Source organism: Pseudomonas sp. EL_65y_Pfl2_R96 (assembly GCF_963970905.1).
Classification (GTDB): domain Bacteria; phylum Pseudomonadota; class Gammaproteobacteria; order Pseudomonadales; family Pseudomonadaceae; genus Aquipseudomonas.
Genome location: NZ_CAXAQH010000015.1, coordinates 102254 through 128393 on the forward strand (window position 1 = coordinate 102254; position 26140 = coordinate 128393).

The 26140-nt window shown below is 59.2% G+C and carries 27 protein-coding genes; 13 read left to right on the forward strand and 14 right to left on the reverse strand.

Translation table 11 applies throughout. From position 1 onward, the window contains the following. The first annotated feature begins 55 nt into the window (after positions 1-55). Both AACY49_RS16810 and AACY49_RS16815 read left to right on the forward strand, forming a co-directional pair. Positions 56-676: an HAD family phosphatase gene (locus tag AACY49_RS16810; protein WP_339525173.1), complete on the forward strand. Its 621-nt coding sequence runs from the start codon at positions 56-58 to the stop codon at positions 674-676. A gap of 125 nt (positions 677-801) precedes the next feature. Beyond that, positions 802-1065 (forward strand): DUF4404 family protein, encoded by a 264-nt coding sequence (locus tag AACY49_RS16815; protein WP_019649409.1) that lies wholly within the window; start codon positions 802-804, stop codon positions 1063-1065. A 172-nt stretch (positions 1066-1237) separates the two neighbouring features. On the opposite strand, the gene queF is transcribed toward AACY49_RS16815, so the two are convergent. Together queF and copI are read right to left on the reverse strand one after the other, a co-directional pair. Then, positions 1238-2068: an NADPH-dependent 7-cyano-7-deazaguanine reductase QueF gene (queF, locus tag AACY49_RS16820; protein ID WP_339525181.1), complete on the reverse strand. Its 831-nt coding sequence runs from the start codon at positions 2066-2068 to the stop codon at positions 1238-1240. Positions 2069-2129: 61 nt separating this feature from the next. Then, on the reverse strand, positions 2130-2666 hold the full coding sequence (copI, locus tag AACY49_RS16825; protein WP_339525183.1) for a copper-resistant cuproprotein CopI: 537 nt from the start codon (positions 2664-2666) through the stop codon (positions 2130-2132). 154 nt (positions 2667-2820) lie between these two features. On the opposite strand from copI, the gene AACY49_RS16830 reads away from it, so the two are divergent. Continuing rightward, positions 2821-3501 (forward strand): heavy metal response regulator transcription factor, encoded by a 681-nt coding sequence (locus tag AACY49_RS16830; RefSeq protein ID WP_339525185.1) that lies wholly within the window; start codon positions 2821-2823, stop codon positions 3499-3501. Continuing rightward, complete coding sequence (locus tag AACY49_RS16835; protein ID WP_339525187.1) at positions 3501-4850, forward strand: heavy metal sensor histidine kinase; 1350 nt, start codon at positions 3501-3503, stop codon at positions 4848-4850. The genes AACY49_RS16830 and AACY49_RS16835 overlap by 1 nt, the downstream gene beginning before the upstream one ends. Positions 4851-4990: 140 nt before the next feature. On the opposite strand, the gene AACY49_RS16840 is transcribed toward AACY49_RS16835, so the two are convergent. The 3 genes from AACY49_RS16840 to AACY49_RS16850 all read right to left on the reverse strand — a co-directional run bounded on the left by AACY49_RS16840 (position 4991) and on the right by AACY49_RS16850 (position 8242). Continuing rightward, positions 4991-6235 (reverse strand): lipoprotein-releasing ABC transporter permease subunit, encoded by a 1245-nt coding sequence (locus AACY49_RS16840; RefSeq protein ID WP_258696485.1) that lies wholly within the window; start codon positions 6233-6235, stop codon positions 4991-4993. Positions 6236-6300: 65 nt separating this feature from the next. Further along, positions 6301-6984 carry a lipoprotein-releasing ABC transporter ATP-binding protein LolD gene (gene lolD / locus AACY49_RS16845; RefSeq protein WP_258696486.1) on the reverse strand — a complete coding sequence of 228 codons (684 nt, stop codon included), beginning with the start codon at positions 6982-6984 and terminating at the stop codon, positions 6301-6303. Between the two features lie 7 nt (positions 6985-6991). After that, complete coding sequence (locus AACY49_RS16850; protein ID WP_339525189.1) at positions 6992-8242, reverse strand: lipoprotein-releasing ABC transporter permease subunit; 1251 nt, start codon at positions 8240-8242, stop codon at positions 6992-6994. Positions 8243-8336: 94 nt separating this feature from the next. Here AACY49_RS16850 and AACY49_RS16855 point away from each other — a divergent pair, with 94 nt between their 5' ends. Together AACY49_RS16855 and AACY49_RS16860 are read left to right on the forward strand one after the other, a co-directional pair. Next, entirely contained in the window at positions 8337-8918 is a 582-nt protein-coding gene (locus AACY49_RS16855; RefSeq protein ID WP_339525191.1) for a PilZ domain-containing protein, read from the forward strand. 13 nt (positions 8919-8931) lie between these two features. Further along, entirely contained in the window at positions 8932-9654 is a 723-nt protein-coding gene (locus tag AACY49_RS16860; protein WP_339525193.1) for a glycerophosphodiester phosphodiesterase, read from the forward strand. A gap of 42 nt (positions 9655-9696) precedes the next feature. Here AACY49_RS16860 and sthA read toward each other — a convergent pair whose 3' ends face one another. Beyond that, positions 9697-11091, reverse strand: coding sequence for a Si-specific NAD(P)(+) transhydrogenase (gene sthA, locus AACY49_RS16865; protein WP_105346766.1), 1395 nt, complete (start codon positions 11089-11091; stop codon positions 9697-9699). A 207-nt stretch (positions 11092-11298) separates the two neighbouring features. After that, positions 11299-12285: an FAD:protein FMN transferase gene (locus tag AACY49_RS16870; RefSeq protein WP_339525197.1), complete on the reverse strand. Its 987-nt coding sequence runs from the start codon at positions 12283-12285 to the stop codon at positions 11299-11301. Between the two features lie 146 nt (positions 12286-12431). On the opposite strand from AACY49_RS16870, the gene AACY49_RS16875 reads away from it, so the two are divergent. Further along, the gene (locus AACY49_RS16875) at positions 12432-13733 is read left to right on the forward strand and encodes an MFS transporter (RefSeq protein WP_258696492.1); all 1302 of its coding nucleotides are present in this window, start codon (positions 12432-12434) and stop codon (positions 13731-13733) included. 130 nt (positions 13734-13863) lie between these two features. Here the strand turns inward: AACY49_RS16875 and AACY49_RS16880 are convergent, their stop codons facing one another. Further along, positions 13864-15285, reverse strand: coding sequence for an MFS transporter (locus AACY49_RS16880; protein WP_339525199.1), 1422 nt, complete (start codon positions 15283-15285; stop codon positions 13864-13866). A gap of 128 nt (positions 15286-15413) precedes the next feature. On the opposite strand from AACY49_RS16880, the gene AACY49_RS16885 reads away from it, so the two are divergent. Next, complete coding sequence (locus AACY49_RS16885) at positions 15414-16307, forward strand: LysR family transcriptional regulator (protein WP_339525201.1); 894 nt, start codon at positions 15414-15416, stop codon at positions 16305-16307. Between the two features lie 22 nt (positions 16308-16329). On the opposite strand, the gene AACY49_RS16890 is transcribed toward AACY49_RS16885, so the two are convergent. The 3 genes from AACY49_RS16890 to AACY49_RS16900 form a co-directional block, all read right to left on the reverse strand. After that, positions 16330-16506 carry a DUF1289 domain-containing protein gene (locus AACY49_RS16890; RefSeq protein WP_320391103.1) on the reverse strand — a complete coding sequence of 59 codons (177 nt, stop codon included), beginning with the start codon at positions 16504-16506 and terminating at the stop codon, positions 16330-16332. Positions 16507-16509: 3 nt separating this feature from the next. Then, positions 16510-16881 (reverse strand): hypothetical protein, encoded by a 372-nt coding sequence (locus tag AACY49_RS16895; protein WP_320391104.1) that lies wholly within the window; start codon positions 16879-16881, stop codon positions 16510-16512. A 184-nt stretch (positions 16882-17065) separates the two neighbouring features. Continuing rightward, positions 17066-17548, reverse strand: coding sequence for a GNAT family N-acetyltransferase (locus tag AACY49_RS16900; protein WP_258696497.1), 483 nt, complete (start codon positions 17546-17548; stop codon positions 17066-17068). 385 nt (positions 17549-17933) lie between these two features. Here AACY49_RS16900 and katG point away from each other — a divergent pair, with 385 nt between their 5' ends. Further along, entirely contained in the window at positions 17934-20174 is a 2241-nt protein-coding gene (gene katG / locus AACY49_RS16905) for a catalase/peroxidase HPI (RefSeq protein WP_320391105.1), read from the forward strand. 358 nt (positions 20175-20532) lie between these two features. Here katG and AACY49_RS16910 read toward each other — a convergent pair whose 3' ends face one another. Further along, a complete protein-coding gene (locus AACY49_RS16910) occupies positions 20533-21459 on the reverse strand; it encodes a LysR family transcriptional regulator (RefSeq protein WP_339525204.1) in 927 nt (308 codons plus the stop codon). A 127-nt stretch (positions 21460-21586) separates the two neighbouring features. Here AACY49_RS16910 and lysA point away from each other — a divergent pair, with 127 nt between their 5' ends. Beyond that, complete coding sequence (gene lysA, locus AACY49_RS16915) at positions 21587-22825, forward strand: diaminopimelate decarboxylase (RefSeq protein ID WP_339525226.1); 1239 nt, start codon at positions 21587-21589, stop codon at positions 22823-22825. A gap of 57 nt (positions 22826-22882) precedes the next feature. Beyond that, positions 22883-23530, forward strand: coding sequence for a VOC family protein (locus AACY49_RS16920; RefSeq protein WP_339525206.1), 648 nt, complete (start codon positions 22883-22885; stop codon positions 23528-23530). A gap of 104 nt (positions 23531-23634) precedes the next feature. On the opposite strand, the gene AACY49_RS16925 is transcribed toward AACY49_RS16920, so the two are convergent. Together AACY49_RS16925 and AACY49_RS16930 are read right to left on the reverse strand one after the other, a co-directional pair. Continuing rightward, positions 23635-23964, reverse strand: a complete 330-nt coding sequence (locus tag AACY49_RS16925) for a DHCW motif cupin fold protein (protein ID WP_258696501.1) — start codon at positions 23962-23964, stop codon at positions 23635-23637. 105 nt (positions 23965-24069) lie between these two features. Continuing rightward, the gene (locus tag AACY49_RS16930; RefSeq protein WP_258696502.1) at positions 24070-24444 is read right to left on the reverse strand and encodes a tautomerase family protein; all 375 of its coding nucleotides are present in this window, start codon (positions 24442-24444) and stop codon (positions 24070-24072) included. Positions 24445-24552: 108 nt separating this feature from the next. On the opposite strand from AACY49_RS16930, the gene AACY49_RS16935 reads away from it, so the two are divergent. Both AACY49_RS16935 and AACY49_RS16940 read left to right on the forward strand, forming a co-directional pair. Continuing rightward, entirely contained in the window at positions 24553-25464 is a 912-nt protein-coding gene (locus tag AACY49_RS16935) for a LysR substrate-binding domain-containing protein (RefSeq protein WP_339525208.1), read from the forward strand. 175 nt (positions 25465-25639) lie between these two features. Next, a complete protein-coding gene (locus tag AACY49_RS16940) occupies positions 25640-25924 on the forward strand; it encodes a hypothetical protein (RefSeq protein WP_339525210.1) in 285 nt (94 codons plus the stop codon). Positions 25925-26140 lie beyond the last annotated feature (216 nt).

Sequence of the window (26140 nt, forward strand, 5' to 3'; positions counted from 1 at the left end):
TCATTCAATTGTCACCGCCCTTGAATAGCCTTGTCGCTATTTCAGGGACGTTTCCATGCCGCATGCCGAAGTCTTGCCCGTTGTCGCACCGAGTCTGACCGCCGTGCTGTTCGGCCTCAGTGGTTGCCTGGTGGATTTCGGTGCCCGCACGCGCCAGCACGGCGCCGTTTCTGCCGAGCACGCCGAAGTCACGCACGGTGCTTTGGAGAGCCTGTCGAGCTTGCTGCGCCAACAGATCCCCTGTGCCTGGCTCGATGAACTGTCCCCCGCCCTCAGCTATTCTCTGGCCGCGGCTCTCCCGGCTTGGGTCAAACCTTCGCAACACTCGGAAACAATCAATCCCTGGCCGGCGCCGAATGCCTGCTGGCAAGCCTTGATGGCGCTGAATGTCGAGCGTCTGGACGGTTGTGTGCTGGTCAGCGGCGAACCGCGTCTTCTGCAATCGGGCCTGAATGCCGGGCTGTGGACCATTGGCCTGGCGTCCTGCGGCTCGCTCTGCGGGCTGGCGCCGAGCGAATGGCAGGCCTTGAGTCAAAAGGAACGGGAACATCTGCGCGGCAAGGCGACGGTGCAGTTGTTCGGCCTGGGCGTACATTCGGTGATCGATCATCTGGGCGAACTCGACACCTGCCTGGCCGACATCAGCCTGCGCCGGCTCAAGGGCGAAAAGCCCTGATCGCCGCCTCACACCCATGAAGGCATGCAGGTTGCCCGGGAGTGGATTAATCTAAAGGTCAGCCATAGACCTTCGGCGCGCTGCTGCGGTCTATGCCAGTGCCTATCGAGAAAAGGAAGAACGCCATGCCTGCCCGCGAACTGCAAGAACAGCTCAACAAACTGCGCGAGCAATTGGAACAGAATCCACCACTGACTGAAGCCGAGCGCGAAGACCTGCACGCGCTGATGCAACAGATCCAACTGGAGCTTGAGCTGGAAACCAAAACCCAGGACACCAACCTCGCCGACAATGTGAACCTGGCCGTTGAGCGCTTCGAACTCGAACATCCCACCCTGGCCGGCACCTTGCGCAACATTGTGCAAGCCTTGGGCAACATGGGGATCTGAACCCGCCAAAAGCAAAAAAGCCCTGCTATCGATAGCGGGGCTTTTCATATCCGGGGTCTGCAAATGCAATCCCCTGTGGGAGCGAGCCTGCTCGCGATGAGGCCGGCACATCCAACATTAATGTTGACTGAAAATCCGCCTCCGCGAGCAGGCTCGCTCCCACATTGGATCTCTATTGACGAACCAGGCGATGGTTCGGCAATTGCACTTCTTCGGTGCTGCGATACGGGTTGATGTCCAGCCCGCCGCGACGCACATACCGCGCATACACCGTCAGATTCTCCGGTTTCAGCAACCGCTGAAGGTCGAGGAAAATCCGCTCCACACACTGCTCATGGAAATCCGAGTGCTGACGGAAACTCACGATGTATTCCAGCAAACTGGCGTGATCCAGCGCCGCGCCGCGATACTCCACCGCCACGCTGCCCCAGTCCGGCTGACTGGTGACCGGGCAGTTGGATTTGAGCAAATGACTGTGCACACATTCTTCAACAATGCGCGACTCATCGCACCGCAGCAGCTCCGGACGCGGATGCTCATAGTTGCTGACGCTGATGTCCAGGTCATCGATGCACACACCCGGCAACGCCACGACGCCTTCTGCCTCAACATCTTTCAGGCTGCGAACCCGTACGCCCACCGGTTTGCCGGCAGCGGCCGAGAGGTCTTTTACCAGCGTCGCTTCAAGGCTCGCGGTGTCGGCAAACGCCGTTTGGTTCAGCGAGTTGAGGTACAGCTTGAACGACTTCGATTCGATGATGTTCGGCGAATCCGCCGGAATGCTGAATTCGCCGATCGCCACCACGGGCTTGCCGGACGGCAACAGCCACGACAGTTCGAAGCAGTTCCAGAAGTCCAGGCCCTTGTACGGCAGGGTTTCAGCCGTCAGGCCCAGCTCGGCCCATTTCGCGGTGCGCGGGATCGGGAACAGCAAGGACGGCGTGTAGGTGGCGATGTATTCGCTGGATTTGCCCAGCGGCGAATGTTCGGCTGCGGGATGCATGGCGGAAACCTGACTGAAGAATCAGCGGATTCTACCAGCCTTTGCTCCCGCCTTTGAGTGCTTACTGACTGACTGTCAGATTGCCGACCATACCAGCCTGATAATGGCCGGGGATGTTGCAGGCAAATTCCAGGTTAGTGGCCTTGGTGAAGGTCCAGGTCAGCTCGGCGGTTTTACCCGGCTCCACCAACACGCTGTTGGGGTCGTCGTGCTTCATGTTGTGATCCATGGCGCCGTGATCCATTCCAGCCATGGAGCCGTGATCCATTGCCTTCATGCCTGTAGGCATCAGCATGCCGCTTTGCTGCATCTGGAGCATTTCCTGCTGATGCTTGGCATGCATCGCTGCGTCGCCGAGGTTGAATTCATGCAGCAACTGGCCTTTATTCACCAGTACCAAACGTACGGTTTCCCCGGCCTTGATCTCGATCGCCTTGGGGGTGAAGGACATGTCGCCCATCACCACCTCAATGCTGCGGGTAGCCTGGGCGGCCGAGGCCGGTTGACCGAATTCGTAGGACTGCGCCGGCGAGGCCTCTAGCCCTACACTCAGTATCAGCAAGCAAGCGGCCAATCCCAGACGCTTTCGCAAAAACATAGTCGCACTCCAACAAGATGAGGTTCAGCTTGTGGGAAACTCTAACCCGCGGGCTCTGCCAGCCACCTGACAGGCAGATTACAACTTTGTCAGGTTGGCCTGCATCGCCGCCGCCCACGGTATAACGCACCTGTTCCAACTACCCGAGTCGCCCATGAAACTGCTGATTGTCGAAGACCAACCGAAAACCGGCCATTACCTGCGCCAGGGCTTGACCGAGGCCGGTTTCAATACCGAACTGGTGGCCGACGGCAGCACCGGCCAGCAACTGGCCTTGAGCGGCGATTACGCCTTGTTGATTCTCGATGTGATGCTGCCCGGTCGCGACGGCTGGCAGATTCTGCAAGCGGTGCGCGGTGCTGGCCTGGACACGCCGGTACTGTTTCTTACAGCGCGAGACGCAGTGGAGGACAGGGTCCACGGCCTCGAACTGGGCGCCGACGACTATATGGTCAAACCTTTCGCCTTCTCCGAACTGCTGGCCCGGGTTCGCAGCCTGCTGCGTCGCGGCAGCGCCACACCTCAGGAAACCAGCCTGCAACTGGCCGACTTGCGTCTGGACCTGATCCGCCGTCGGGTCGAACGCAACGGTCAGCGCATCGACCTGACCGCCAAGGAATTCGCCTTGCTGGAAATGCTCCTACGACGCCAGGGCGAAGTTCTGCCCAAGTCACTGATCGCTTCTCAGGTGTGGGACATGAATTTCGACAGCGACACCAACGTCATCGAAGTGGCGATCCGCCGTTTGCGCCTGAAGATCGACGACGATTTCCCGAACAAGTTGATCCACACCGTGCGTGGCATGGGTTACGTCCTTGAAGAGCGCCCCGCCTGATGCGCCGACTTTCATTAAGCAATCGCCTGGCGCTGCTGTTCGCAGCCTGCACCGCGGTGGTGTCGTTGTTCGCCGGCGTATTGTTCAGCCGCGCCAGCGAGGCGCACTTTGTCGAGCTGGATCAGCAGTTGCTGGACGGCAAACTGATTGGCTTGCGCCGGGCGCTGGATGACATTCGCTCCAGCGAAGCCGAGGCTAGGCTGGCCGATGAATTGAGCCGACAAGCCGATCTTTCGCTGCGCATCATTGGCAGTGACGGCCAACGGCTGTACGACAGCTCGGCCCGCTTACCCAAAGACTTGCCACGCCAGCCAGGCCTGTCGACGATGAGCGACGACGGCACGGATTACCGCGTCTTGAACGCGCCGTTGCACCCCGACAAAGCTGATTCGCCGCAACTGACCCTGCTGCTAGACATCACCCATCACCAGCATTTTCTACAGCGCATGCAGCATCTGATTTGGCTGACGGTCGGCTTGTCGGCCCTGGCCACCGCCCTGCTCGGTGCCTGGGCGGCGCGCAGTGGTTTGCGCCCGTTGCGACGCATGAGTGCGGTGGCCAGCGGCGTTTCCGCACAATCGCTTAACGCACGGCTGCCAGAAGCAGACATGCCGCCGGAGCTCGCAGAAATGGCCCACAGCTTCAACGCCATGCTCGGACGCCTCGACGACTCTTTTCAGCGGCTTTCGGCCTTCTCTGCCGACATCGCCCATGAACTGCGTACGCCGCTGTCGAACCTGCTGACCCACACTCAGGTCACGCTCACACGCCCTCGCCCCCTTGAGGATTACCGCGAAGCGCTGCACAGCAACCTCGAAGAACTGCAATGGATGGCGCAACTGGTCAACGACATGTTGTACCTGGCCAAGGCTGACCACGGCTTGCTGATGCCCAAGCGCGAACCGCTGGAACTGGCGCAAGAAACAGACGTGTTGCTGGAGTTTTTTGCGCCGCTGGCCGAAGACGCTCAGGTGAAGTTGAGTCGTGAGGGCAGCGCAAGCATGCAGGGCGACCGTAGCATGTTGCGCCGGGCGCTTTCCAACTTGCTGGACAATGCGTTGCGGTTTACACCGGTCGGTGGCGAGGTGCGGGTGAAGATTGTCGAGCAACCGATCGGCTTGAGCCTGACCGTTGAAAACAGTGGTGAAGGGATTTCTGAAGACTTGTTGCCGCGTTTGTTTGACCGTTTCTACCGGGCCGACCCCGCGCGCCGGGAAGGCAGCAGTGAGCATGCGGGGCTGGGGTTGGCGATCACCCAATCGATCATCCGTGCCCATGGTGGGCAGATTCGTTGCGAATCGGATAACGGATGGACGCGGTTTGTGATTGAGTTGCCGAAGGGGGATTGAGGGCCCCAGGGCCGGCCCTATCGCGGGCAAGTCGGATCGCCGCATCGCCGCTCCCACAGGGTCTCGAGTCGTTCACAGCATTGTGATTCAACTCGGTCACTGTGGGAGCCGGCTTGCCCGCGATAGCGGTCTACACAGGCTTACGAATACCGCAACGCAGTAGCCGGCTCGACCTTCGCCGCCCGCCACGCCGGATACAGCGTCGCCAGAAAGCTCATGATGAAACCGGCGGAACAGATCAACAACACATCCGCCCCCTGCAATTCGGACGGCAAGTTACTGACGAAGTACACATCGGAACTGAAGATGTGCTGCCCGCTGACCCGCTCCATCCAGCCCACCAGTTCACTGACGTTCAACGCCGCGATCACGCCCAGCACGCCGCCAATCAAGGTGCCGACAATCCCGATCACCGTGCCCTGCACCATGAAGATCGCCATGATCTGCCGAGGTGTCGCGCCGATGGTGCGCAGGATCGCGATGTCCGCGCCCTTGTCGTTCACCACCATGATCAGGGTGGCGATGATGTTGAACGCCGCCACGGCGACGATCATCAGCAACAACAGGCCGATCATGGTTTTTTCCATCTTCATTGCGCTGAACAGACTGCCCTGGGTGTGGGTCCAGTCGTCAGCCTTGTAAGCGGCGCCCAGGCCCGTCGCGATATCGCTCGATACTTGCGGCGCGGCGTACAGATCCTTCACCGCCAGACGCACGCTCTGCACCTGATTCGGCTGCCAGTGCTGCATCTGCGCGGCATCGGCCATGTGGATCAGCGCCATCGAACCGTCCAGCTCGGCGCCGACCTTGAACACGCCCACCACGTTCAGCCGCTGCATGCGCGGGGTGATGCCGCCTGGTGCGGTGCTGACTTCCGGCACGATCAGGGTGATCTTGTCGCCGACATTCAAACGGAAGCGGCGAGCGGTGATCTCGCCGACCACCACGCCGAACTCGCCCGGCTTCAAGGCGTCGAGACGTCCCTGAACAATGTGCTTGGCAACGATCGACACCTTGCCTTCCAGCGCCGGGTCGACACCGCTGACCTGGATCGGCTGCATCGTGCCCTTGTAGGACAGCATGCCTTCCATCTCGGTGAACGGCACGGCGGCGGTGACTTCAGGATTCTTCATCGCCGCGGCGGCCACCGGCTGCCAATCGTCGATAGGGTTCACGCCGACGATGGTCGCGTGGGGCACCATGCCAAGGATGCGCGAGCTCATTTCGCGCTGAAAGCCATTCATCACCGACAGCACCACGATCATCGCCAGCACGCCTAGGGCGAGGCCGATCATCGAGGTCATCGAGATGAAGGAAACAAAGCGATTGCGGCGCTTGGCGCGGGTATAGCGCGTGCCGATAAAGATCGATAACGGTCTGAACATTCGCTGGGGCACCGTATAAAAATAAAAGACCCGACGCACTGTTCAGTGCGCCGGGTTTCAGCCAATCAGATGGGGGTCAGGCAACCTTCCTGCAAATGCAGGACGCGATCCATCTGGCGAGCCAGGTTCATGTCGTGGGTCACCACCAGGAACGCCGTGCGCATCGAGGTGCTGAGTTCCAGCATCAAATCCTGAATGCCCTGGGCGGTGTGGGAGTCGAGGTTGCCGGTCGGCTCGTCGAGCATCACCAGGCCTGGCTTGTTCACCAGGGCGCGGGCAATGGCCACACGCTGGCGTTCGCCACCGGACAATTCCGCCGGTTTGTGCTCCAGGCGATGGCCCAGCCCTACCCGCTCCAGCAACGCCGTCGCACGCTGACGCGCTTGCGGGATCGCGGTTTTACCGATCAGCAGCGGCATGCAGACGTTTTCCAGCGCGGTGAACTCAGGCAGCAAGTGGTGGAACTGGTAAACGAAACCCAGCGACCGGTTGCGCAACAGGCCACGGGCCTTTTCGTTCAGTGCCGACAGTTCTTCACCGGCCAGCCAGACGCTGCCCTTGGTCGGTGTATCGAGGCCGCCCAGCAGGTTGAGCAAGGTACTTTTGCCCGAACCCGACGTACCGACGATCGCCACGCGCTCACCCGGATGCAGTTCCAGTTGCAGACCGGCCAGAACCTCTACCGATTCCGGGCCTTCCACGTAGGATTTGCCCAGGTTGCGGCAGCTCAAGATTGCTTTATCACTCATGCCCGACTCACTCATAACGTAGCGCCTCCGCAGGCTGGGTGCGCGCGGCACGCCAGGCTGGATACAGGGTGGCGAGGAAACTCAGGACCAACGCGGCGGCGCAGACCATCAACACATCCTGGCTCTGCACTTGCGACGGCAGGTAATCGATGAAATACACGTCGGCGTTCAGGAACTTGTGGCCAATCAGCCCTTCAAGGGCCGAGATCGCGGCGCTGACGTTCAGCGCGGCGAAGACCCCGACCACGGCGCCAATCAGCGTACCGACCACGCCAATGACCGTGCCCTGGACCATGAAGATCGCCATGATTTGCCCCGGCGTGGAGCCAAGAGTGCGAAGAATCGCGATATCGCCCTTCTTGTCGTTCACCACCATCACCAGCGTGGAAATGATGTTGAACGCAGCGACGGCGACGATCAGCAGCAACAGCAGGCCGATCATGGCTTTCTCCATGCGGATCGCCTGATACAGATTGCCGTGGGTGCGGGTCCAGTCGCGGGCGTAATACTTGTCATCGCCAAGCTGCTGGGCGATGGTCCACGCGGTGCGCGGCGCCTGGAACAGGTCGTCGAACTTCAACCGCAGACCCTGGACCTGATCCGGTTGCCAGCGGTGCAGCTTGGCCAGATCCTGCAGGTTGGTGAGGCCCAGATAGCCGTCCAGCTCACCGGCGCCGACATGGAAGATGCCGACCACGGTAAAGCGTTTCATGCGCGGGAACATCCCGGCCGGGGTCACGGTGACTTCCGGCGCGACAAACGTCAGCTTGTCGCCGACCGCCACGCCGAGCTTGGCCGCGGCCTTGTCGCCGATGACGATGCCGAAACTGCCCGGCGCCAGGTTGTCGAGTTTGCCCTGCTGCATGAAGTTATCGATGATCGACACCTGCCGTTCCTGCACAGGATCAATGGCATTGAGCAGCACTTTGGACACCTTGCCGTTGTTGGTCAGCAGGCCCTGCATCTGGACGAAGGGCGCAACCGCCGCCACCTGCGGGTTCTGCTTGACCTTGGCGGCCAGGCTTTGCCAGTCGCTGATCGGCTCACCGGACTCGATGGTCGCGTGGGGCACCATGCCCAGCACGCGGGTGCGCATTTCATGATCGAAGCCGTTCATGACCGACAGCACGACGATCATCACGACCACGCCGAGGGCGAGTCCGATCATCGAGGTCAGGGAAATGAACGACACAAAATGATTGCGACGCTTTGCACGGGTATAACGCGTGCCAATAAATACGAAGAGAGGTCTGAACATGTCGGGGCTTGTTCGGAGGGAAAAGGAACGTCCTTGTGGCGGGGGTCGATAACCAGCTTTACACTCAGACCACCGCCGCTACCATGGGTTCGCCATGTCGACATTAGATGAAGAAGATCGCCGCGAATACTACCGTATCGAGGACACGATCGCACTGGAAATTAGGCCCCTGTCTGCTCCCGAAGCCGCAGGCCAGGAAGTGTTGCAGGATGCTTCCCCACTGTTCAACCTGCTCAGCGAACTGCACCTGAGCGAATTCGAGTCCCAACACCTGCTGCGCCAGATCAGCGAGCGCGACCGCAACACTGCCGCTTTCCTGAAATCACAGAACAAACGCATCGATCTGCTAAGCCAAGTGGTCGCCCTAACCGTACTCGGACAGATCGGCGAACCGCAGCCAGTGATCATCTCCGAAGGGGGCATCGACTTTCAGCATCCGACGCCCATCGCCATCGGCGCGCACCTGTCGGTCAAACTGGTGCTGATGCCGCAAGCCCTCGGCCTGTTGCTGCGGGCCCGTGCCACCCATTGCGACCGCAAGGGCGACGGCTATGACATCGGCACCGAGTTCGAATACTTGTCCGATGCCCAGCGGCAATTGCTGGCCCGCTATATCTTGCAGCGTCAGGCACAAGAACGACGCCTGGCGCGCGAACAAAACGAAACCGGCCATTAATTAAGGAAGAACCGTGACTCTCATCTACGGCCATCGCGGCGCCAAGGGCGAAGCACCGGAAAACACCCTGACCAGCTTTCAGCAATGCCTCAAGCACGGCGTGCGCCGCTGCGAACTGGACCTGCACCTGTCCAGGGACGGCGAGTTGATGGTCATCCACGACCCGACCCTCAAGCGCACCACCGACCGCCGCGGCAAAGTGGCCGAGCACACGGCCGCACAATTGGTGACCTACGACGCGCGCAAGGGCGGCCCGGGCTGGATCAAGCCCTGCCCGATTCCAACGCTGGAAGAATTATTCGAGAAATGCGACTTCGATCATTGGCAGCTGGAAGTCAAAAGCGCTTCACGCACCCGTGCCGCGACCACCGTGCTGGCGATCCGTGAAATGGCGCAGCGTTTCGGCATGCGGGACAAGATCACGATTACGTCGAGTTCGCGCGAAGTGTTGAAAGCCGCGCTGGACCTGGTGCCGGACGTGTCTCGCGGACTGGTGGCCGAGTACGCCTGGCTCGACCCGCTGAAGGTCGCGCAAAACTATGGCTGTGAGATGCTGGCGCTGAACTGGACCCTGTGTACGCCGGAACGCCTGCAGAAGGCGCAGCGTCAGGGGCTGCATGTGTCGGTGTGGACAGTCAACGAGCCCGCGCTGATGCGCAGGCTCGCCGACTTCGGCGTTGACAGCCTGATTACAGACTTTCCCGGTTTGGCCATCGCCACGCTCGAGAATTGCTGAAATCGGTCTCCCCGGCCGGCTCAGGCCACCGGCCGGAGCCGCTCAAAAAAGCCGGTTGAGGCCATCGTACGCCGCTACCCGATAGGCTTCTGCCATGGTCGGGTAGTTGAACGTCGTGTTGACGAAATACTTCAGGGTGTTCTGTTCGCCCGGCTGGTTCATGATCGCCTGACCGATGTGCACGATCTCCGACGCCTGATAACCGAAGCAGTGAACGCCCAGCACTTCCAGCGTATCGCGGTGGAACAGGATCTTCAGCATGCCTTGCGGCTCGCCCGCGATCTGCGCACGCGCCATGCCCTTGAAGAACGCCTTGCCCACTTCGTACGGCACCTTAGCCTGAGTCAGCTCCTGCTCGTTCTTGCCGATCGAGCTGATCTCCGGAATGGTGTAGATGCCGGTTGGCACGTCGTTGACGAAGCGCCAGCTGCCATTGTCGACAATGCTGCCAGCGGCCGAACGGCCCTGGTCGTGAGCGGCACTGGCCAGGCTCGGCCAGCCGATCACGTCACCGGCACCATAAATGTTCGGCACGCAGGTGCGGTAGTTCTCGTCGACTTCGATCTGGCCACGGCTGTTGACTTTCACGCCGATGTTTTCCAGACCCAGTGCGTCGGTGTTACCGGTTCGACCGTTGCACCAGAGCAAGGCGTCGGCCTTGATCTTCTTGCCGGATTTCAGGTGCAGGATCACGCCGTTGTCTACGCCTTCGACGCGGTCGTAGTCTTCGTTGTGGCGAACCGTGATGTTGTTGTTGCTGAAGTGGTAGCTCAGGGCCTGGGAAATCTCCGAGTCGAGGAAGCTCAGCAATTGACCACGGTTGTCCACCAGCTCAACCAATACACCCAGACCACTGAAGATCGACGCGTATTCGCAACCGATCACGCCGGCGCCGTAGACGATGAGTTTGCGCGGTGTATGGCCGAGGCTGAGGATAGTGTCGCTATCGTAGATACGCGGGTGATGGAAATCGATGTCTGCCGGGCGATAAGGACGCGAGCCGGTAGCGATGATGATGTGCTTGGCCACCAGTTTTTCGACCACGCCATTGGCGCACACCACTTCGATGGTTTGCTCGTCGGCGAAGCTGCCGGTGCCGAAGAACACGTCGACGCGGTTACGGGCGTAGTAGCCGGTGCGCGAGGCGACTTGTTTGGAGATGACTTTTTCAGCGCTTTTCAACACGTCCGGGAACGAGAACCAGCGCGGTTCACCAATCGCCCGGAACATCGGGTTGGTGTTGAACTGCATGATCTGCCGGACCGAGTGACGCAAGGCCTTGGACGGGATGGTGCCCAGGTGGGTGCAGTTGCCGCCGACCTGCCGACGGCTATCGACCATCGCCACCTTGCGCCCTGCCTTGGCGGCGTTCATTGCCGCGCCTTCCCCCGCCGGGCCGGAACCCAACACCACCACATCGTAGTTGTAGACAGCCATGCGTACTCCTCAGAACAGGCCGCGGCGCCCTCGGCACCTGCGGCTAAATCACGCCGATCGGCGGCGCGAAGGAACAATTTGGGGCCAGTGCAGAACCCGGACACAGTCTATAGAAGCGTCAACGCCGCGCACATTAACCCTTGGTCGCGTCGTAGGCTAGTTTTGCCTGCACTACAACGCCATCGAAAAATGCTTTTGATGCCGCAATCACTCGGTTTTATCACCCGCCAGGCGTTCAAAAGCCTGATTGGTGCGTGTAACAAACCCTGTATCGGCACGAATCACAAAGAATGCAGCAATGTCGTGGGTTTGGGCATAGTCCCAACCCCGTTCAGGGCCAAGAATCAGCAACAGCGTCGATAAGCCATCGGCCATCAATGCTGAAGGATGAATCACCGTGACTGATGCCAGGGTGTGTAGGACCGGTGTTCCGGTGCGGGCATCAAAGGTGTGGGAATAGCGCCGACCACCCTGCTCGAAATAATTACGGTAGTCGCCGGAGGTGGACACGCCATAGCCATCGACAGCGATGATGCGTTTGGCCACTTGTTGGTCATCGCGGGGCTCTTCCAGGGCGATACGCCATGGTGAGCCGTCGAGTTTTTTGCCGACGGCCTTGAGCTCGCCGGTGGCTTCAGCTAGGTAGTCGTGGAAGCCCAACGCTTCAAGTTTTGCGGCAATCGTGTCGACCGCGTAACCGGCCGCGATGCTGTTGAAGTCGACCTCGACCGCAGCATCCTTGCACAGCCGGTCACCGTCGATGCGCAAGTGGCTGTGGCCGACGCGCTGCTGCACCTCGGCCAGCGCTTCGGCACTCGGGACTTTTTCCTCACGCGCTTGCGGGCCAAATCCCCAGAGGTTGAGCAGCGGCTCCACCGTCAGGTCGTAGGAGCCTTCGCTTTGCGAAGACAATCGCTCGCCGACGCGGACCAATTCGAGGATCGGCGCAGGCATTGTCTGGCAGTGGTTGGCGGGCAAGTTATTGAAGCGTTCGATGTCGGAGTCACTGCGATAGGTCGACATCTGCTGATCGATATCAGCGAGGATCTTTTCGACCTGGACGCGGACTTCCGCCGGGGCGGGAAGACCGGCATGGCGCACGTACTTGATCGAATAACTGCTGCCCATGGTCGGGCCGTCGAAGCGTTCCAGGCTGTCGCCGTTGCCGCAACCGAACAAAACACCGACCAGCATCACAAGCCCACGCCACCGTCCAGTTAACAAATCTTCATCTCCCCTCAAAACCGCGCCCGCCATTATGGGCCTCAGAGCGCATGGGAGCGAGGCCTGCCCCGGCGCCAGTCAGTCAAAACAAGACTTACCAGCGTGAGTACCTACAAATGTCTTCCAACACGAGCAAAGGCAAAGCGATTTTTCGCGTTGTCAGCGGTAACTTTCTCGAAATGTTCGACTTCATGGTCTACGGCTTTTACGCCACGGCCATTGCCAAAACCTTCTTTCCTGCCGATAGCGCGTTTGCTTCACTGATGCTGTCGCTGGCCACTTTCGGCGCCGGCTTCCTGATGCGTCCGCTGGGGGCGATTTTTCTCGGCGCCTACATCGACCGCCATGGCCGCCGCAAAGGCCTGATCATCACACTGGCGATGATGGCCGCCGGCACCGTGCTGATTGCCTGCGTGCCGGGTTACGCCACGCTAGGTGTCGCGGCGCCACTGATCGTATTGTTCGGTCGTCTGTTGCAAGGCTTCTCGGCAGGTGTGGAACTGGGCGGTGTGTCGGTGTACCTCGCCGAAATTTCCACACCGGGCCGCAAAGGCTTCTTCGTCAGTTGGCAGTCCGCCAGTCAGCAAGCTGCGGTGGTATTCGCCGGCCTGCTCGGCGTGGGTTTGAACCATTGGCTGAGCCCCGAAGAAATGGGTGAGTGGGGCTGGCGCGTGCCGTTTCTGATCGGCTGCATGATCGTGCCGGTAATCTTCGTGATCCGCCGTTCGCTGGAAGAAACCCCGGAGTTCCAGGCACGTAAACACCGCCCTACCCTGCAGGACATCGTCCGCTCGATCGGTCAGAACTTCGGCATCGTCCTCGCCGGCATGGCGCTGGTGGTGATGACCACGGTGTCGTTCTACCTGATCACCGCCTACACCCCGACCTTCGGCAAAGCCGAACTGCATTTGTCGGATCTGGATGCGTTGCTGGTGACGGTGTGCATCGGCCTGTCGAACTTCTTCTGGTTGCCGGTGATGGGAGCGCTTTCCGACAAGATCGGACGCAAACCCCTGCTGTTGGCAGCGACGATTCTGGCGATCCTCACGGCTTATCCGGCACTGTCGTGGCTGGTGGCGAACCCCAGCTTCAGCCATTTGCTGATTGTCGAGTTGTGGCTGTCGTTCCTGTATGGCTCGTACAACGGCGCCATGGTGGTGGCCCTGACCGAGATCATGCCGGTGGAAGTTCGTACGACCGGTTTCTCCCTGGCCTACAGCCTGGCGACCGCAACGTTCGGGGGGTTCACCCCGGCGGCCTGTACGTACCTGATCCATGTGCTGGACAACAAGGCGGCGCCGGGGATCTGGCTCAGTGGCGCGGCGGTGCTGGGATTGATCGCAACGCTGGTGTTGTTCCGTGGCAATCGTCATGCGTTGCGCACGGCGCAAGCGGCAATCGTCGGCGGCACTCACTAAAAGGTGCGGAACCTGTGGGAGCGGTACGGCGCCCTTGCGCTGAGTCACATCGAGGAAGTTGACGTCAATCGCCTCCTACCGCGACGTACGGGGGAGTATCGGCATTCGATTTCAGTTGAACAATATAGCTTCACTGCAGTTCATTACTGCATGCGGTGCAGCAGTGTGAAACTCGCGGCGCCAATGCGATTAGAAAGGCCAGGACGATCAACACCCCGGCGACGGCAAACGTGATCCGCATACCGTTGACGATGGCTGCGGGAGAAGCTGTGGTGATGTCTGCCGTCGCCGAGGCGAGCGTAAACACAGCGCCCATGACCGAGGCCCCGGTGATCAGCCCAAGATTGCGCGACAGGCTGAGCAGGCCGGAAATCACGCCGCGCTGGTCCGGGCGGATGTCGGTCATGATCGCGGTGTTGTTGGCCGCCTGGAACAACGCGTAGCTGGCCGTGATCACCGCAATGGGCGCGAGGTAACCGAGGATACCGAACCCCGCGGGCATCATCGATAAAGCACCCGCACCGAGCGCCATTGCCGCGAGCCCGACAAGGGTCATGCGTCGAGTGCCAAAACGGTCCACCAGGCGACCGGCTGGCACACCACTCAATGCAGCCACCAGCGGGCCGACCGACAAGGTGAGGCCGACAAGCGCCGCACCGAGCCCAAGTGCACCCGAAAGATAAAACGGCCCGACCACCAGCGTCGCCATCATTACCGTCGAAACGAGCGTGCTCATGGCCAGGCTTGCGCTCAATCCCGGCTGCCTGAACATCGCCAATTTGATCAATGGCGATGCAACCGTGGCCTCAACGAATATGAAAATTCCAGCGCCGAAAACTGCCGCCAGCAACAGCGCGATATTGAGCGGACCAACATCACCGTGGCCGATCGTCATGGCGAGCGCATACGCCGCGAGCGTCAGCGCCAGCAGCAACGTGCCTGTCTTGTCGAAGCCCACCCGCCCCGCTTTCGCCCGCCGCGAGTCCGCAGGCAAATAGCGATACGCGAGCCAGATATTCAGAACACCCAGCGGCACGTTGATCAGAAAAATCGCCTGCCAGCCTACGCCGGCGATCAACATCCCACCGAGCGACGGCCCCAGCGTAGTCCCGATCGCCGACATCGTTCCGAGCAATCCCATGGCGCTGCCGGTCTGTGCTTTCGGCACCGTCTCGCCGACAAACGCCACGGTCAGCGCCAGCATGATCGCCGCCCCGAGCCCCTGCACTGCCCGGGCGCCGACCAGCCACCCAAGCGACGGCGCCACACCGCACGCCAGCGATGACAGGCTGAAAATGGTGATGCCCGCCAGCAGCAAGCGCCGACGGCCGACGATATCGCCGAGCCGTCCGACACTGACGATCAGCGTGGTGATCGCCAGCAGATACGCCAGAACGATCCACTGCACGTGCTGGAAGGAAGCATCGAACGCCTCGGCCAACGTCGGCAATCCTGTATTGGCAATGCTGGTGTCGAGTGAAGGCATCAACATCGACAGCGAAAGGCTCGCAAGCGCCCAGCGCACCGAACCTGATTGAGTGATGAGTTTCATTATCTGGCCACGTCTGAAAGGTAGATCAGCAGCGTATGCCCGTGCATGACAAGGCGGAAGGCGCATGCTTTGCACTTGATAGTTGCGTTCAACGCCATGCCACCCCAACGCCGTGCTAATGTTGAGGCATGACGACACCTGACCTGAATTTGCTGATTACCCTGGACGTGCTGCTCGCCGAAGGCAGTGTCGCGCGCGCCGCCCAACGACTGCGCCTGAGCCCGTCGGCCATGAGCCGGGCGCTGGCACGATTGCGCGAAACGACGGGCGACCCGCTGCTGGTCCGGGCCGGACGCGGCCTGGTGCCGACGCCCCGGGCGCTCGAATTGCGCGAACACGTCAGTCGTTTGGTGCAAGACGCCGAAGCGGTTTTGCGCCCCGCCGAACAACTCGACCTCAAGCACCTGGTGCGCACGTTTACGCTGCGCACCAGCGACGGTTTTGTCGAAAACTTCGGACCGGCGTTGATAGCCCGCGTCAGTGAACAAGCGCCCGGCGTGCGCTTGCACTTTGTGCAGAAGCTGAGCAAGGACAGCGCCGCGCTTCGTGACGGTTCCGTCGACCTGGAAACCGGCGTGGTCGGCGGCACGACGAGCCCGGAAGTACGCACCCGCGCGTTGTTCGAAGATCGTTTCATGGGCGTCGTGCGCAGGGGGCATTCGCTGAGCGAGGGCGAGGTCACCGCCTCCCGTTATGCCACAGGCCGGCACATCCTGATCTCACGGCGCGGGCTCGATAAGGGCCCGATGGATCAAGCCCTGGAAGCGCTGGGGCTGGAGCGGGAGATCGTCACCATCGTCGGCGGCTTCTCGGCCGCGCTGGCGCTGGCTCGCGCCTCGGACCTGATCGCCACAGTGCCCGCGCAACACACCCGAAACCTGCGCGTCGGCCTGCACAGTTTCGCTCTCCCGTTCGACTTGCCGCCGATCACCATTTCGATGCTCTGGCACCCACGGATGGATGCCGATTCGGCGCATCGATGGTTGCGTGAATGTGTTCGAGAGGTTTGTGCGCGGCCCTAGAGCTTCAGACTTTTCACAGGCTTCACCTTTTCTGAAGCCCCTTCAACCGCAAACTCGCACGCTGCACCGCCGCCATTTTCTCCGGACGCTTCATGCGTTTCCATTTTCTGATGTCGTCCTTGGTGCGACCACAACTGACACACAACTCACCGCTCAACTGGCAAACGGCAATACACGGATTTTCGATGTCCTTGGCCACGCTTCAACCCCGCGTCGAGCGCTTGGGCGCCAAGCGTTGCTGCCAGTTGCCGGCATTGGCGCGCTGACATTGTTCTTCCGAATCAAACTGCACATGGGCCGCTACCGGGCTGACGAGAACGTCCGCTTCACTTAACGCCACGGCCGTCAGTTCGACCATGCGCTCGCCCTGCCCGCTCGCCAGCGCCTGATTCTTGTTGGCCTGCGTATCGAAGACCCAGATCACCTTCAGGCTGGAAGGAAAGGCGCTGTAATCAACTTCATGGGTCAGCCAGCAGAACCCGACTATTTCCGCTTTGGCTGTTTCACACGCCTCGGTCAGGGTGGCGACCAGGCGGCGTTCGAGGTGTGCCTGATCGCGTTTGCTTAAAGACATCGGGTGGATCCTTGGGTGGCGGTCAACGGAAAAGGCTCATCATACGATACCTTCCGTCACTCGCCTCTCTGCGTCATTGCCCGTGCGCCCACCCCGGTTGGTGTTCAGATCTGATCTGAAAGTTTCTGTGTTTGTGCTCGCGAAGAGGCCCAAATAAACAGCACAAATCCCGGCCCCAAAATACTCAGAGCCCCCCAGTCTTTCTCATTTGTATAAGCGCTACACGGCGCCCATCCTGCGACACCCGCTCCTCAACCCCAAACGGCACAAACCCAAGCTGGGGATACAAAAGCAGCCCCGCCGTGTTCTCGTTGAAACACGAAAGCTGCACCTCGCTTGCCCGATGACGCTCAAACGCCAGCGCCACCATCGTTTCCACCAAAAACCTCGCGACACCTTTCCCCCGAGCCTTGGGCGAAACGATCACATTGCCGATCGCGCAAACGCCATCGCGCTCAAACGCATAAAAGTTAGCAAAACCGACAACAGCATTATCCCCTTCAACCACCGTTGAGTCCGAGCGTTGAGCAATCGATGCTCGCAGCTGAGCTTCCGTCAGCGGGTACTGCGCCTTCGGGAACATGAAAAAAAGCTCTTGGGGATTTTGAGGAAAGTCGCAAATCGTCAACACATCTTCAGCACTGACGGGGCGGTGGGTGAGCAGCATTGGTTTGGTTCCATCCAAAGGTCGGTGCGACAGATTACGTTTTGCCAACGCTGGATAAAAGAGACTCGTAACCGCGGCTCCATCTCGAGGGCTCAGGTAAAAGACTATGCCTATCACCCCCCAATACTTCACCTATTAGCTGACTGCTTTATAGGCGTCTAACCTTACTGGAGCGCTGGCGTGAGCCGGCCGGTTGAGACCTGAGAAAAGATACGAATGAGTCAGAAAGCGTACTAGGCTTGCCGTGGGCCACCGTGCTGGCAACTCGATTGCCACTATCCGGACTTCCCGTGTGACCACGACGATCAATCGATCGCACGGCTGCAGCCTATGTCATTGATTTCGCTCGTCGCTATTGCGCGCCCACCCCGGGCCGGATAGCCGGATGAACACGACCAAAGGTAGCGCACACATGGCAAATGAATCGAAATGCCCGTTCAATCACGCCGCTGCTGGCGGCGGCACGACGAACCGCGATTGGTGGCCCAACCAACTGAATCTGAAGATCCTGCACCAGCACTCGCCCCTGTCCGACCCTACGGACGAGGGCTTCAACTACACCAAAGCGTTCAAAAGCCTGGACTTTGCAGCGGTCAAGCAAGACCTGCATGCGCTGATGACCGATTCGCAAGACTGGTGGCCTGCGGACTTCGGTCACTATGGGCCGCTCTTTATCCGCATGGCCTGGCACGCTGCTGGCACCTACCGCGTCGGTGACGGTCGTGGCGGTGCTGGCTCCGGTCAGCAGCGCTTTGCGCCACTCAACAGTTGGCCAGATAACGTCAGCCTCGACAAAGCACGCCGGCTGCTCTGGCCGATCAAACAAAAGTATGGTCGCAACATCTCCTGGGCCGACCTGATCGTACTCACCGGCAACGTCGCGCTGGAGTCCATGGGCTTCAAGACCTTTGGTTTCTCAGGCGGCCGGCCAGACGTCTGGGAACCGGATGAGGACGTCTACTGGGGCACCGAAAACACGTGGCTGGGCGGTGACGTACGCTACGGAAAAGACAAAGATGCCACGCAAGAACCCAGCGGACGCAACCTGGAGAACCCGCTCGCCGCGGTGCAAATGGGCCTGATCTACGTCAACCCCGAAGGCCCGGAAGGCAACCCGGACCCGGTCGCTGCGGCGGTGGACATCCGCGAAACCTTCGGGCGCATGGCCATGAATGACGAAGAAACCGTGGCACTGATCGCCGGCGGCCACGCCTTCGGTAAAACCCACGGCGCCGGCCCTGCCGACAACGTCGGTGCCGAGCCCGAAGCCGCAGGCCTGGAACAGCAGGGCCTGGGCTGGAAGAGCACCTTCGGCAGCGGCAAAGGTGGCGACACCATCACCAGCGGCCTGGAAGTGACTTGGACCACCACCCCCACGAAGTGGAGCAACAACTACCTGGAAAACCTGTTCGGCTTCGAGTGGGAACTGACCAAGAGCCCGGCGGGCGCGAACCAGTGGACAGCAAAGGGTGGCGCTGGCGCGGGTATCATTCCGGATGCTCACGACCCGTCCAGGCGGCATAATCCGACCATGCTGACCACGGACCTGTCCCTGCGCTTCGACCCGATCTATGAACCGATTTCGCGGCGCTTCCTCGCCAATCCGGATCAGTTGGCCGATGCGTTCGCCCGCGCCTGGTTCAAGCTGATCCACCGCGACATGGGCCCCCTCTCCCGCTACCTCGGCCCGGAAATGCCCAGCGAAGTACTCCTGTGGCAAGACCCCATCCCGGCGGTCGACCATGCCTTGGTCAACGACAGCGACATCGCCGCACTCAAGAGTAAACTCCAGTCTTGCGGCCTGACCGTCTCGCAACTGGTGTCGACCGCCTGGGCGGCGGCCTCCACCTTCCGTGGCTCCGACAAACGCGGCGGCGCCAACGGCGGGCGCCTGCGCCTGGCTCCGCAGAATGCCTGGCAGGCCAACCAGCCTCAGCAACTGGCGAACGTGCTGGCGAAACTCGAGAGCATCCAGAACGAGTTCAACAGCGCGCAGGCTGATGGCAAGAAAATCTCGCTGGCCGACCTGATCGTGCTGGCTGGCAACGCCGGGGTCGAACAAGCGGCAAAAAATGCCGGCCACACCGTGACGGTGCCTTTCACAGCCGGCCGGATGGACGCCTCGCAAGAGCAGACGGATGTCGAATCCTTCGGCTTCCTCGAACCCGCCGCCGATGGCTTCCGCAACTACCTCAAAACCCGCTACCGCGTACCGGCCGAGGCCTTGCTGATCGACAAGGCGCAACAGCTGACACTTACCGCGCCAGAAATGACCGTGCTCATCGGCGGCCTGCGCGTGCTGAACACCAACGTCGGACAAACCCGGCACGGCGTGTTCACCAAGCAGCCGGAGGCGTTGACCAACGACTTCTTCAAGAACCTGCTGGACATGAGCGTGGAATGGAAACCGGTGTCGCAGGCCAATGAAGAGTTTGAAGGACGCGATCGCAAAACCGGCGACCTCAAATGGACAGGGACGCGTGTTGATCTGGTGTTTGGCTCGAATGCGCAGTTGAGGGCATTGGCGGAGGTCTATGCCTGCAACGACGCGAAGGAGAAGTTTGTGAAAGACTTCGTGGCCGCTTGGGTCAAGGTGATGAATCTGGATCGGTTTGATCTTAAGTAACGCTGACTGAAAACCCGCAACGCCTCCCTGTGTGGAGGCGTTGTGCTTTTTGCGGATCGCAGGAAGAGACTAAACGGGAGAAATCGTGGCAAGCGCACCAATCAAAATGGTCAACACCAGAAATCCACCCAGGAAAAATGCCATCTTGCCCATGGGGCCTCCTACGTTATGAGATTGCGGCGCAGCGGCTGCCACCACTGCTGACCGTGCCGTCATTGTGAGCCGCAGGCTGACTCCATTACAGATGCAGATAGCCCAGAAAAAACCGTATCAGACCCGAAACCCGCCCCCGTAGGAGCTGCCGAAGGCTGCGATCTTTTGATCTTTTGATCTTTTGATCTTTTGTAGCTACGACGCTTCAATTGGCACTTTCCAATCTCTTGTCGAGAGTATTGGCGAGACACAACGCCTCATCCTTCAACGAGTTGCAGAAGGCGTCGACGAAGATAGAGGAAGGTCGATAATCAGGCCTGATCAACATAACGCGATAGGGAATAGACACGTTGATCGGCCGAATGGCCAATCCTCTGCCTGACTCCTCCACGGCAGTCAGCGGGTTGATAATCGCTACCCCCAACTGTTGCCTGACCATGGCACAGACCGATGTGGCGTTGGTTGTTTCAATAACGGTATGCCGATCGACTCCGGCCCGGCGAAAGTGCTCGTCGAGCGTCTGACGATAGATATCCAGACCCGAAAAGTTGATGAAATCGACACCGCGAAAGTCTTCCATTACCAGGAGCGACCTGGACAGCAAAGGGTGGCCCTCTGGAAGTATGCAGACCATGTCGGAACAAAAGAGCAATTCCCCTTGGGTGCCTCGAGGTACATGCTCACCCTCGGTCAATCCGAGGTCGTAACGCTGGGCGCTGAGTGACTCTTCCAGTAAGGGGGATTCCTGTGCAGCAATGCTCAAGCCTATGCCCACATGCTGTTGCTGAAAGTGCTTACAGGCCTTGGGCAACAGGGTCTGGGACAACATCGGAAGGCAGGCGACGCTCAGTTGGCCATGTTCGAAGCGACGGATCGATTGTGCAACGCTGTTGATTCGTTCCAACCCAATGTAGGAATGTTCAACCTCTTCGAGCAGCATAATGGCCTGAGCCGTCGGTACTAGCCTCCCTCCCTCTCGATCAAACAGCCGAAGGCCAGAGATACTTTCAAGCCGCGCCAGTTCTCGGCTGATCGTGGGCTGGGAAGTAAATAGTAAACGCGCTGCGCCGGTGACGCTCCCTGCCTGCATGATGGCGCGGAAGACTTCGATATGCCGTATGGAAATTCCCACATCTGGCCTCCACCAGTTGATCAAGACCCATATCAAAACTGAATCGAGCAGCAAAGAATAGATATTTTATTGAATGCTGAATGGTCGACATGATGGCTTCTCTCTTTACTTCAGATTGAATACCTCCATGCCCGATCATTCCGTTTTCCTGCAATTAGCCGAGACTGCGAGACAGCACGGCACCCCGCTCTGGTGTTATGACGCCCAGACCATCAGGGCACGCATCGACCAACTGCAAGGCTTCGATGTCATTCGATATGCGCAAAAAGCCTGCTCGAACCTGCATATTCTCCGGTTGATCCGCGAACAAGGCGTTCGGATCGATGCCGTATCACTGGGCGAAATCGAGCGGGCGCTGCTCGCTGGATACAGCCCTGCCGGTGACCCGGCTGGTATTGTTCTGACCTGTGATCTGTTCGATGAAGCGACATTGCGACGTGTCGTCGAACTGAACATCGAGGTCAATACCGGCTCGATTGATATGCTCCGTCAATTGGGCCAACAGTCTGCGGGCCATCGCGTCTGGCTGCGGATCAATCCAGGGTTCGGCCACGGCCACAGCCGCAAGACCAATACCGGTGGTGAAAACAGCAAGCATGGAATCTGGCATGACCAGGTTCAAGAAGCGCTCAGCGTGATTCGGCAATTCGGGCTGAAGCTGGTGGGATTGCACATGCATATCGGTTCCGGTGTGGATTACGCGCACCTTGAGCAAGTGGGCTGCGCAATGGTCTCGGCCGTGAGGGCACTCGACCACGATATCGAAGCATTCTCCATAGGCGGGGGGCTTTCCACGCCTTATCGTGTGGGGGATGAGCCGGTGGATATCCAGCGTTATGCGAACGCCTGGCGCCAGGCCAAACAGGACATCGAGGCTTTTCTCGCTCACCCGGTACGGATGGAGATCGAGCCAGGCCGATTCCTGGTAGCCGAGTCAGGCTGTTTGGTCACCGAAGTCCGTGCGGTAAAAAAAGTAGGCAGTCGAAACTTCATCCTGGTGAATGCCGGCTTCAATGACCTGATGCGACCAGCCCTCTATGGCGCCTATCACCACATGACCTTGCTGGACTCCCAGGGTGTCCCGGTCAGTCGTCCGGAGCATCTCTGTGTAGTGGGAGGTCCCCTGTGCGAATCCGGCGATATTTTTACGCAGGATGAACAGGGTGTCACACCCCGTTTGCTGCCTGAAGCGCAGGTTGGCGACTTGCTGATCATGCACGATACCGGCGCGTACGGTGCCTCGATGTCATCCAACTACAACAGCCGTCCACTGTTGCCGGAAGTGTTGATCGAGCAAGGGCAAACTAAATTGATTCGACGCCCGCAACCATTGTCGGACTTGCTGGCCTTGGAGTTGGGGCTTTAAAGCCAAGTGGTGATCGCAACAATCGGTTGATGAACGTCTCATGAGGGAGCTGCGCGCATGAAAAGCACTATCGATCACCTTGTTATCGTGGCGCCGGACCTCGATACCGGCTGCGCGTTCGTCACAGAGGTGCTGGGTGTCGACCTTCAACCGGGCGGCGCCCATCCACGCATGGGCACCCACAACAGGCTGCTTCGCCTTGGCCCCCAGCTCTACCTGGAAGTGATTGCCGTGGACCCATCAGCCAAACGCCCGGACCGACCTCGCTGGTTCGGCCTTGATCAACTTGCTCCCAACTCGCCGGCACGCCTGGCGACATGGGTTGCACGGACCGATGATATCCACACTATTAGTGATTCCTGCCACGACATAGTCGGGGATGTCGAACCTATGACACGAGGAACATTGTCCTGGCAAATAACGATACCGAAGGACGGAAGCCTTCCCCTGACAGGATCAGCCCCCACCATCATTCAATGGGGACATGGGGCTCATCCCGCGAGCGCACTCCAGGATAAAGGCTGTTCTCTGCTGGCATTGGACGTCTTCCATACGGATCCGGAAAGAGTCAAAGCTATTCTGACGGCCATAAACTTTTCTGGTCCGGTTTGTCTTCATGCGCTCAACGATGCTTTGACACCCCATCTGCTTGCGCATATTCAAACGCCAAATGGCTTAAAAACATTGACGATTTCGAGAGCGTGAGTCGCACTCAAATTCATAGACCGCCATTCGATATAAACGACCGACGATTTAATCCTGCCTGATGATGCCTGCGTTCTTTTCCAGCGGGACGTAAAACCGACACATCAATCCACAATGAACAACTTCGCACCGGTGGTGGTGAACGACCGGTGCCCCTCGGCATTGTTGCCCACCTGATAGCTCATTCCGGCAGTCAGCGTGAACTGGCGGCCATCTTCCAGTTCTGTGTGTAACTCGCCTTCCAGGCACAACAGGATATGCCCTCTCCAGCACCAGTGATCGGCCATATATCCGGGACTGTATTCAACCATCCGCACACGCGTCGAACCAAACTGGCAGGTCCGCCAATAGGCCGTGCCCGTCTGGCCGGCGTGCTCGACAGATTCGATCTTCGACCAATCGGTAGTCCCAAAGGGGATGGCGGTAAGATCCATTTTTGCCTCATCAACAGAGAGTGAACACGGACCCTATCAATCGGGCCATGCTGCCGATAGACACAGATGGCCCGCATTTACGGAATACAGCGTTAAGAGCAAAAACTAGTTGCCCCGTCCGCCACCAAACGACCACTCATCTGCCGCGGTCGTGGTAATCACCACCATGACATCCTCAGAATCGATGCCCGGCGCTCGGCTGAGTTTCTCGACCAGGTTGCGATAGAAACGCTGTTTCGTTTCGATGTCTCGAGGGCGACCGGCCGTAATCGCGATCAGCACAAAGTCATGGCTGCGCGGACCGCCCAGGTAGCCTGGATCAAATATCAGTTCGCCCGCTTCATGTTGGTGAATGACCTGAAACCGGTCGGCCATCGGCACTTCGAAGCTTTCTACCAACGCATCGTGCAGCCCTTGCGAGAGGGCCTGTAAATACTCGGCAGACTTTCCCCGGTGCAGTGATATACGTGCAAATGGCATAAGGGCCTACTCCTGAAAAACCAACTGACGGGGGAAAACTATCAAGTCGCGATCATTCCTAATATCAGATTTAATAGCACCCACAGTCCTGAATAAGTGGATGATTCAATGCGCCATCCGACCTTCGATCTTGATGTGCTGCGTACTTTCGTGACCGGTGTGGAATTCAACAGCTTTGCCAAAGCGGCAGATCGGCTCAATCGCTCGACCTCTGCCGTGAGCGCACAACTCAAGAAGCTTGAAGAACAGGTAGGCACTCCGGTGCTGTGCAAATCCGGTCGAGGGCTGGTGTTGACGCCGATGGGTGAATCCCTGCTCAGTCATGCGCGTCGGCTGCTTGAACTGAACGACAGCATTTTCCAGACACTGCACGAAAGTCAGACCGCCACCACGGTACGCCTCGGGCTTCAGGAAGACTTTGGCGAGCACTTTCTCAGCGACATTCTGCGACGCTACGTCAAGATGTACCCGATGGTGAGCCTCGAAGTCAGGATCGCGCGCAATACCGAACTGCTCGCATTGATCGACAGCGGTAGCCTGGACCTGGCCCTGTCTTGGGACACAGGACACAAGTCCCCCTATGCCACGCGCCTGGGTGAAACACAGATGCACTGGATCGGGCCTCGTGACAGGTCATCGCTCAACGGCTCTGACGATTCCCCCCTGCCATTGATCCTGTTCGACGCCCCTTGCGTGTTGCGCAGTGCGGCCACCCAGGCACTGGATGAGGCGCGGATTCCCTGGCGAATCGCGCTGACCAGCCCCAGCGTTGGTGGCATCTGGGCGGCCGTTGCGGCCGGTTTGGGCCTCACAGTGCGAACCCGCATTGGATTGCCAGGGCATCTTGCCGTTATTGCCGGTCTACCCACGTTGCCGACCCTCGGCTATATGCTTTATCGAGGAGCAGAACACTTGGCGCCTGCCACCCGACAATTGGCTGCGTTGATACAAACGAGCCTGGAAAAGCAGGCGCTCAATATCACTGGAGGCGCCTGCGAGCCCTCGGGCGACTGCCCCTGAACACCCCCTGAAATCCCCCCCCTGAGCTGCCGAAGGCTGCGATCTTTTGTAACCGTTCGATCACTACCGTATTGTCTATCCGACCGGCATAGTCTTCGTGTCTATGGAGCGGCTGTAGACTAATGGGCTGACCCGACTACCGCGAGTCGAAGGAAATATAGTTTTGGAAGGTCATATGAAAATTGTTAAAGGGGCATTATTCATCATCCTTATTGTTGCCTTGGCCGTCGGAGCGTTTAATTTGATATTCGTGGCAGTGTCTGGCTACTTTGGGCCGTTCTACGAGGGTGATGCGGACCAAAGTCGAAACTTTGCAATTTGGCTTTTTGGTAATGTGGGGGTCGGATTGTTTTCGGTTGTCATAGGCATTGTTTTGTATCGGCAATATCTGCGCAGAGCACATATTAGAACGACACGCGAACACCACACGCAGGAGCTGCCGAAGGCTGCGATTTTTTGATCTTAAAAACACAAAAGCCCCGCCCCATTTAAATGGGACGGGGCTTTTTACTACGTATCGCAATAAAACAACGCCCTCACCGACTCCTGCGGATCAACCTGACCCAACAGAGTATTGACGTCAAAAAACAGAAGTCGCGCGATTACAGCCAAGGGGGTGGGCGCGAAATATAGGCCTATGATTTATATGAACTTTTAAAAAAAGTGGGAATGGGCA

Bases quoted from the DNA above. Each gene is read 5' to 3' on its own strand.
- AACY49_RS16810 (WP_339525173.1), top strand. From the start codon at position 56: ATGCCGCATGCCGAAGTCTTGCCCGTTGTCGCACCGAGTCTGACCGCC.
- AACY49_RS16815 (WP_019649409.1), top strand. From the start codon at position 802: ATGCCTGCCCGCGAACTGCAAGAACAGCTCAACAAACTGCGCGAGCAA.
- queF (WP_339525181.1), bottom strand. From the start codon at position 2,068: ATGCATCCCGCAGCCGAACATTCGCCGCTGGGCAAATCCAGCGAATAC.
- copI (WP_339525183.1), bottom strand. From the start codon at position 2,666: ATGTTTTTGCGAAAGCGTCTGGGATTGGCCGCTTGCTTGCTGATACTG.
- AACY49_RS16830 (WP_339525185.1), top strand. From the start codon at position 2,821: ATGAAACTGCTGATTGTCGAAGACCAACCGAAAACCGGCCATTACCTG.
- AACY49_RS16835 (WP_339525187.1), top strand. From the start codon at position 3,501: ATGCGCCGACTTTCATTAAGCAATCGCCTGGCGCTGCTGTTCGCAGCC.
- AACY49_RS16840 (WP_258696485.1), bottom strand. From the start codon at position 6,235: ATGTTCAGACCGTTATCGATCTTTATCGGCACGCGCTATACCCGCGCC.
- lolD (WP_258696486.1), bottom strand. From the start codon at position 6,984: ATGAGTGATAAAGCAATCTTGAGCTGCCGCAACCTGGGCAAATCCTAC.
- AACY49_RS16850 (WP_339525189.1), bottom strand. From the start codon at position 8,242: ATGTTCAGACCTCTCTTCGTATTTATTGGCACGCGTTATACCCGTGCA.
- AACY49_RS16855 (WP_339525191.1), top strand. From the start codon at position 8,337: ATGTCGACATTAGATGAAGAAGATCGCCGCGAATACTACCGTATCGAG.
- sthA (WP_105346766.1), bottom strand. From the start codon at position 11,091: ATGGCTGTCTACAACTACGATGTGGTGGTGTTGGGTTCCGGCCCGGCG.
- AACY49_RS16870 (WP_339525197.1), bottom strand. From the start codon at position 12,285: ATGCTGGTCGGTGTTTTGTTCGGTTGCGGCAACGGCGACAGCCTGGAA.
- AACY49_RS16875 (WP_258696492.1), top strand. From the start codon at position 12,432: ATGTCTTCCAACACGAGCAAAGGCAAAGCGATTTTTCGCGTTGTCAGC.
- AACY49_RS16880 (WP_339525199.1), bottom strand. From the start codon at position 15,285: ATGAAACTCATCACTCAATCAGGTTCGGTGCGCTGGGCGCTTGCGAGC.
- AACY49_RS16885 (WP_339525201.1), top strand. From the start codon at position 15,414: ATGACGACACCTGACCTGAATTTGCTGATTACCCTGGACGTGCTGCTC.
- AACY49_RS16895 (WP_320391104.1), bottom strand. From the start codon at position 16,881: ATGTCTTTAAGCAAACGCGATCAGGCACACCTCGAACGCCGCCTGGTC.
- AACY49_RS16900 (WP_258696497.1), bottom strand. From the start codon at position 17,548: ATGCTGCTCACCCACCGCCCCGTCAGTGCTGAAGATGTGTTGACGATT.
- katG (WP_320391105.1), top strand. From the start codon at position 17,934: ATGAACACGACCAAAGGTAGCGCACACATGGCAAATGAATCGAAATGC.
- lysA (WP_339525226.1), top strand. From the start codon at position 21,587: ATGCCCGATCATTCCGTTTTCCTGCAATTAGCCGAGACTGCGAGACAG.
- AACY49_RS16920 (WP_339525206.1), top strand. From the start codon at position 22,883: ATGAAAAGCACTATCGATCACCTTGTTATCGTGGCGCCGGACCTCGAT.
- AACY49_RS16925 (WP_258696501.1), bottom strand. From the start codon at position 23,964: ATGGATCTTACCGCCATCCCCTTTGGGACTACCGATTGGTCGAAGATC.
- AACY49_RS16930 (WP_258696502.1), bottom strand. From the start codon at position 24,444: ATGCCATTTGCACGTATATCACTGCACCGGGGAAAGTCTGCCGAGTAT.
- AACY49_RS16935 (WP_339525208.1), top strand. From the start codon at position 24,553: ATGCGCCATCCGACCTTCGATCTTGATGTGCTGCGTACTTTCGTGACC.
- AACY49_RS16940 (WP_339525210.1), top strand. From the start codon at position 25,640: ATGAAAATTGTTAAAGGGGCATTATTCATCATCCTTATTGTTGCCTTG.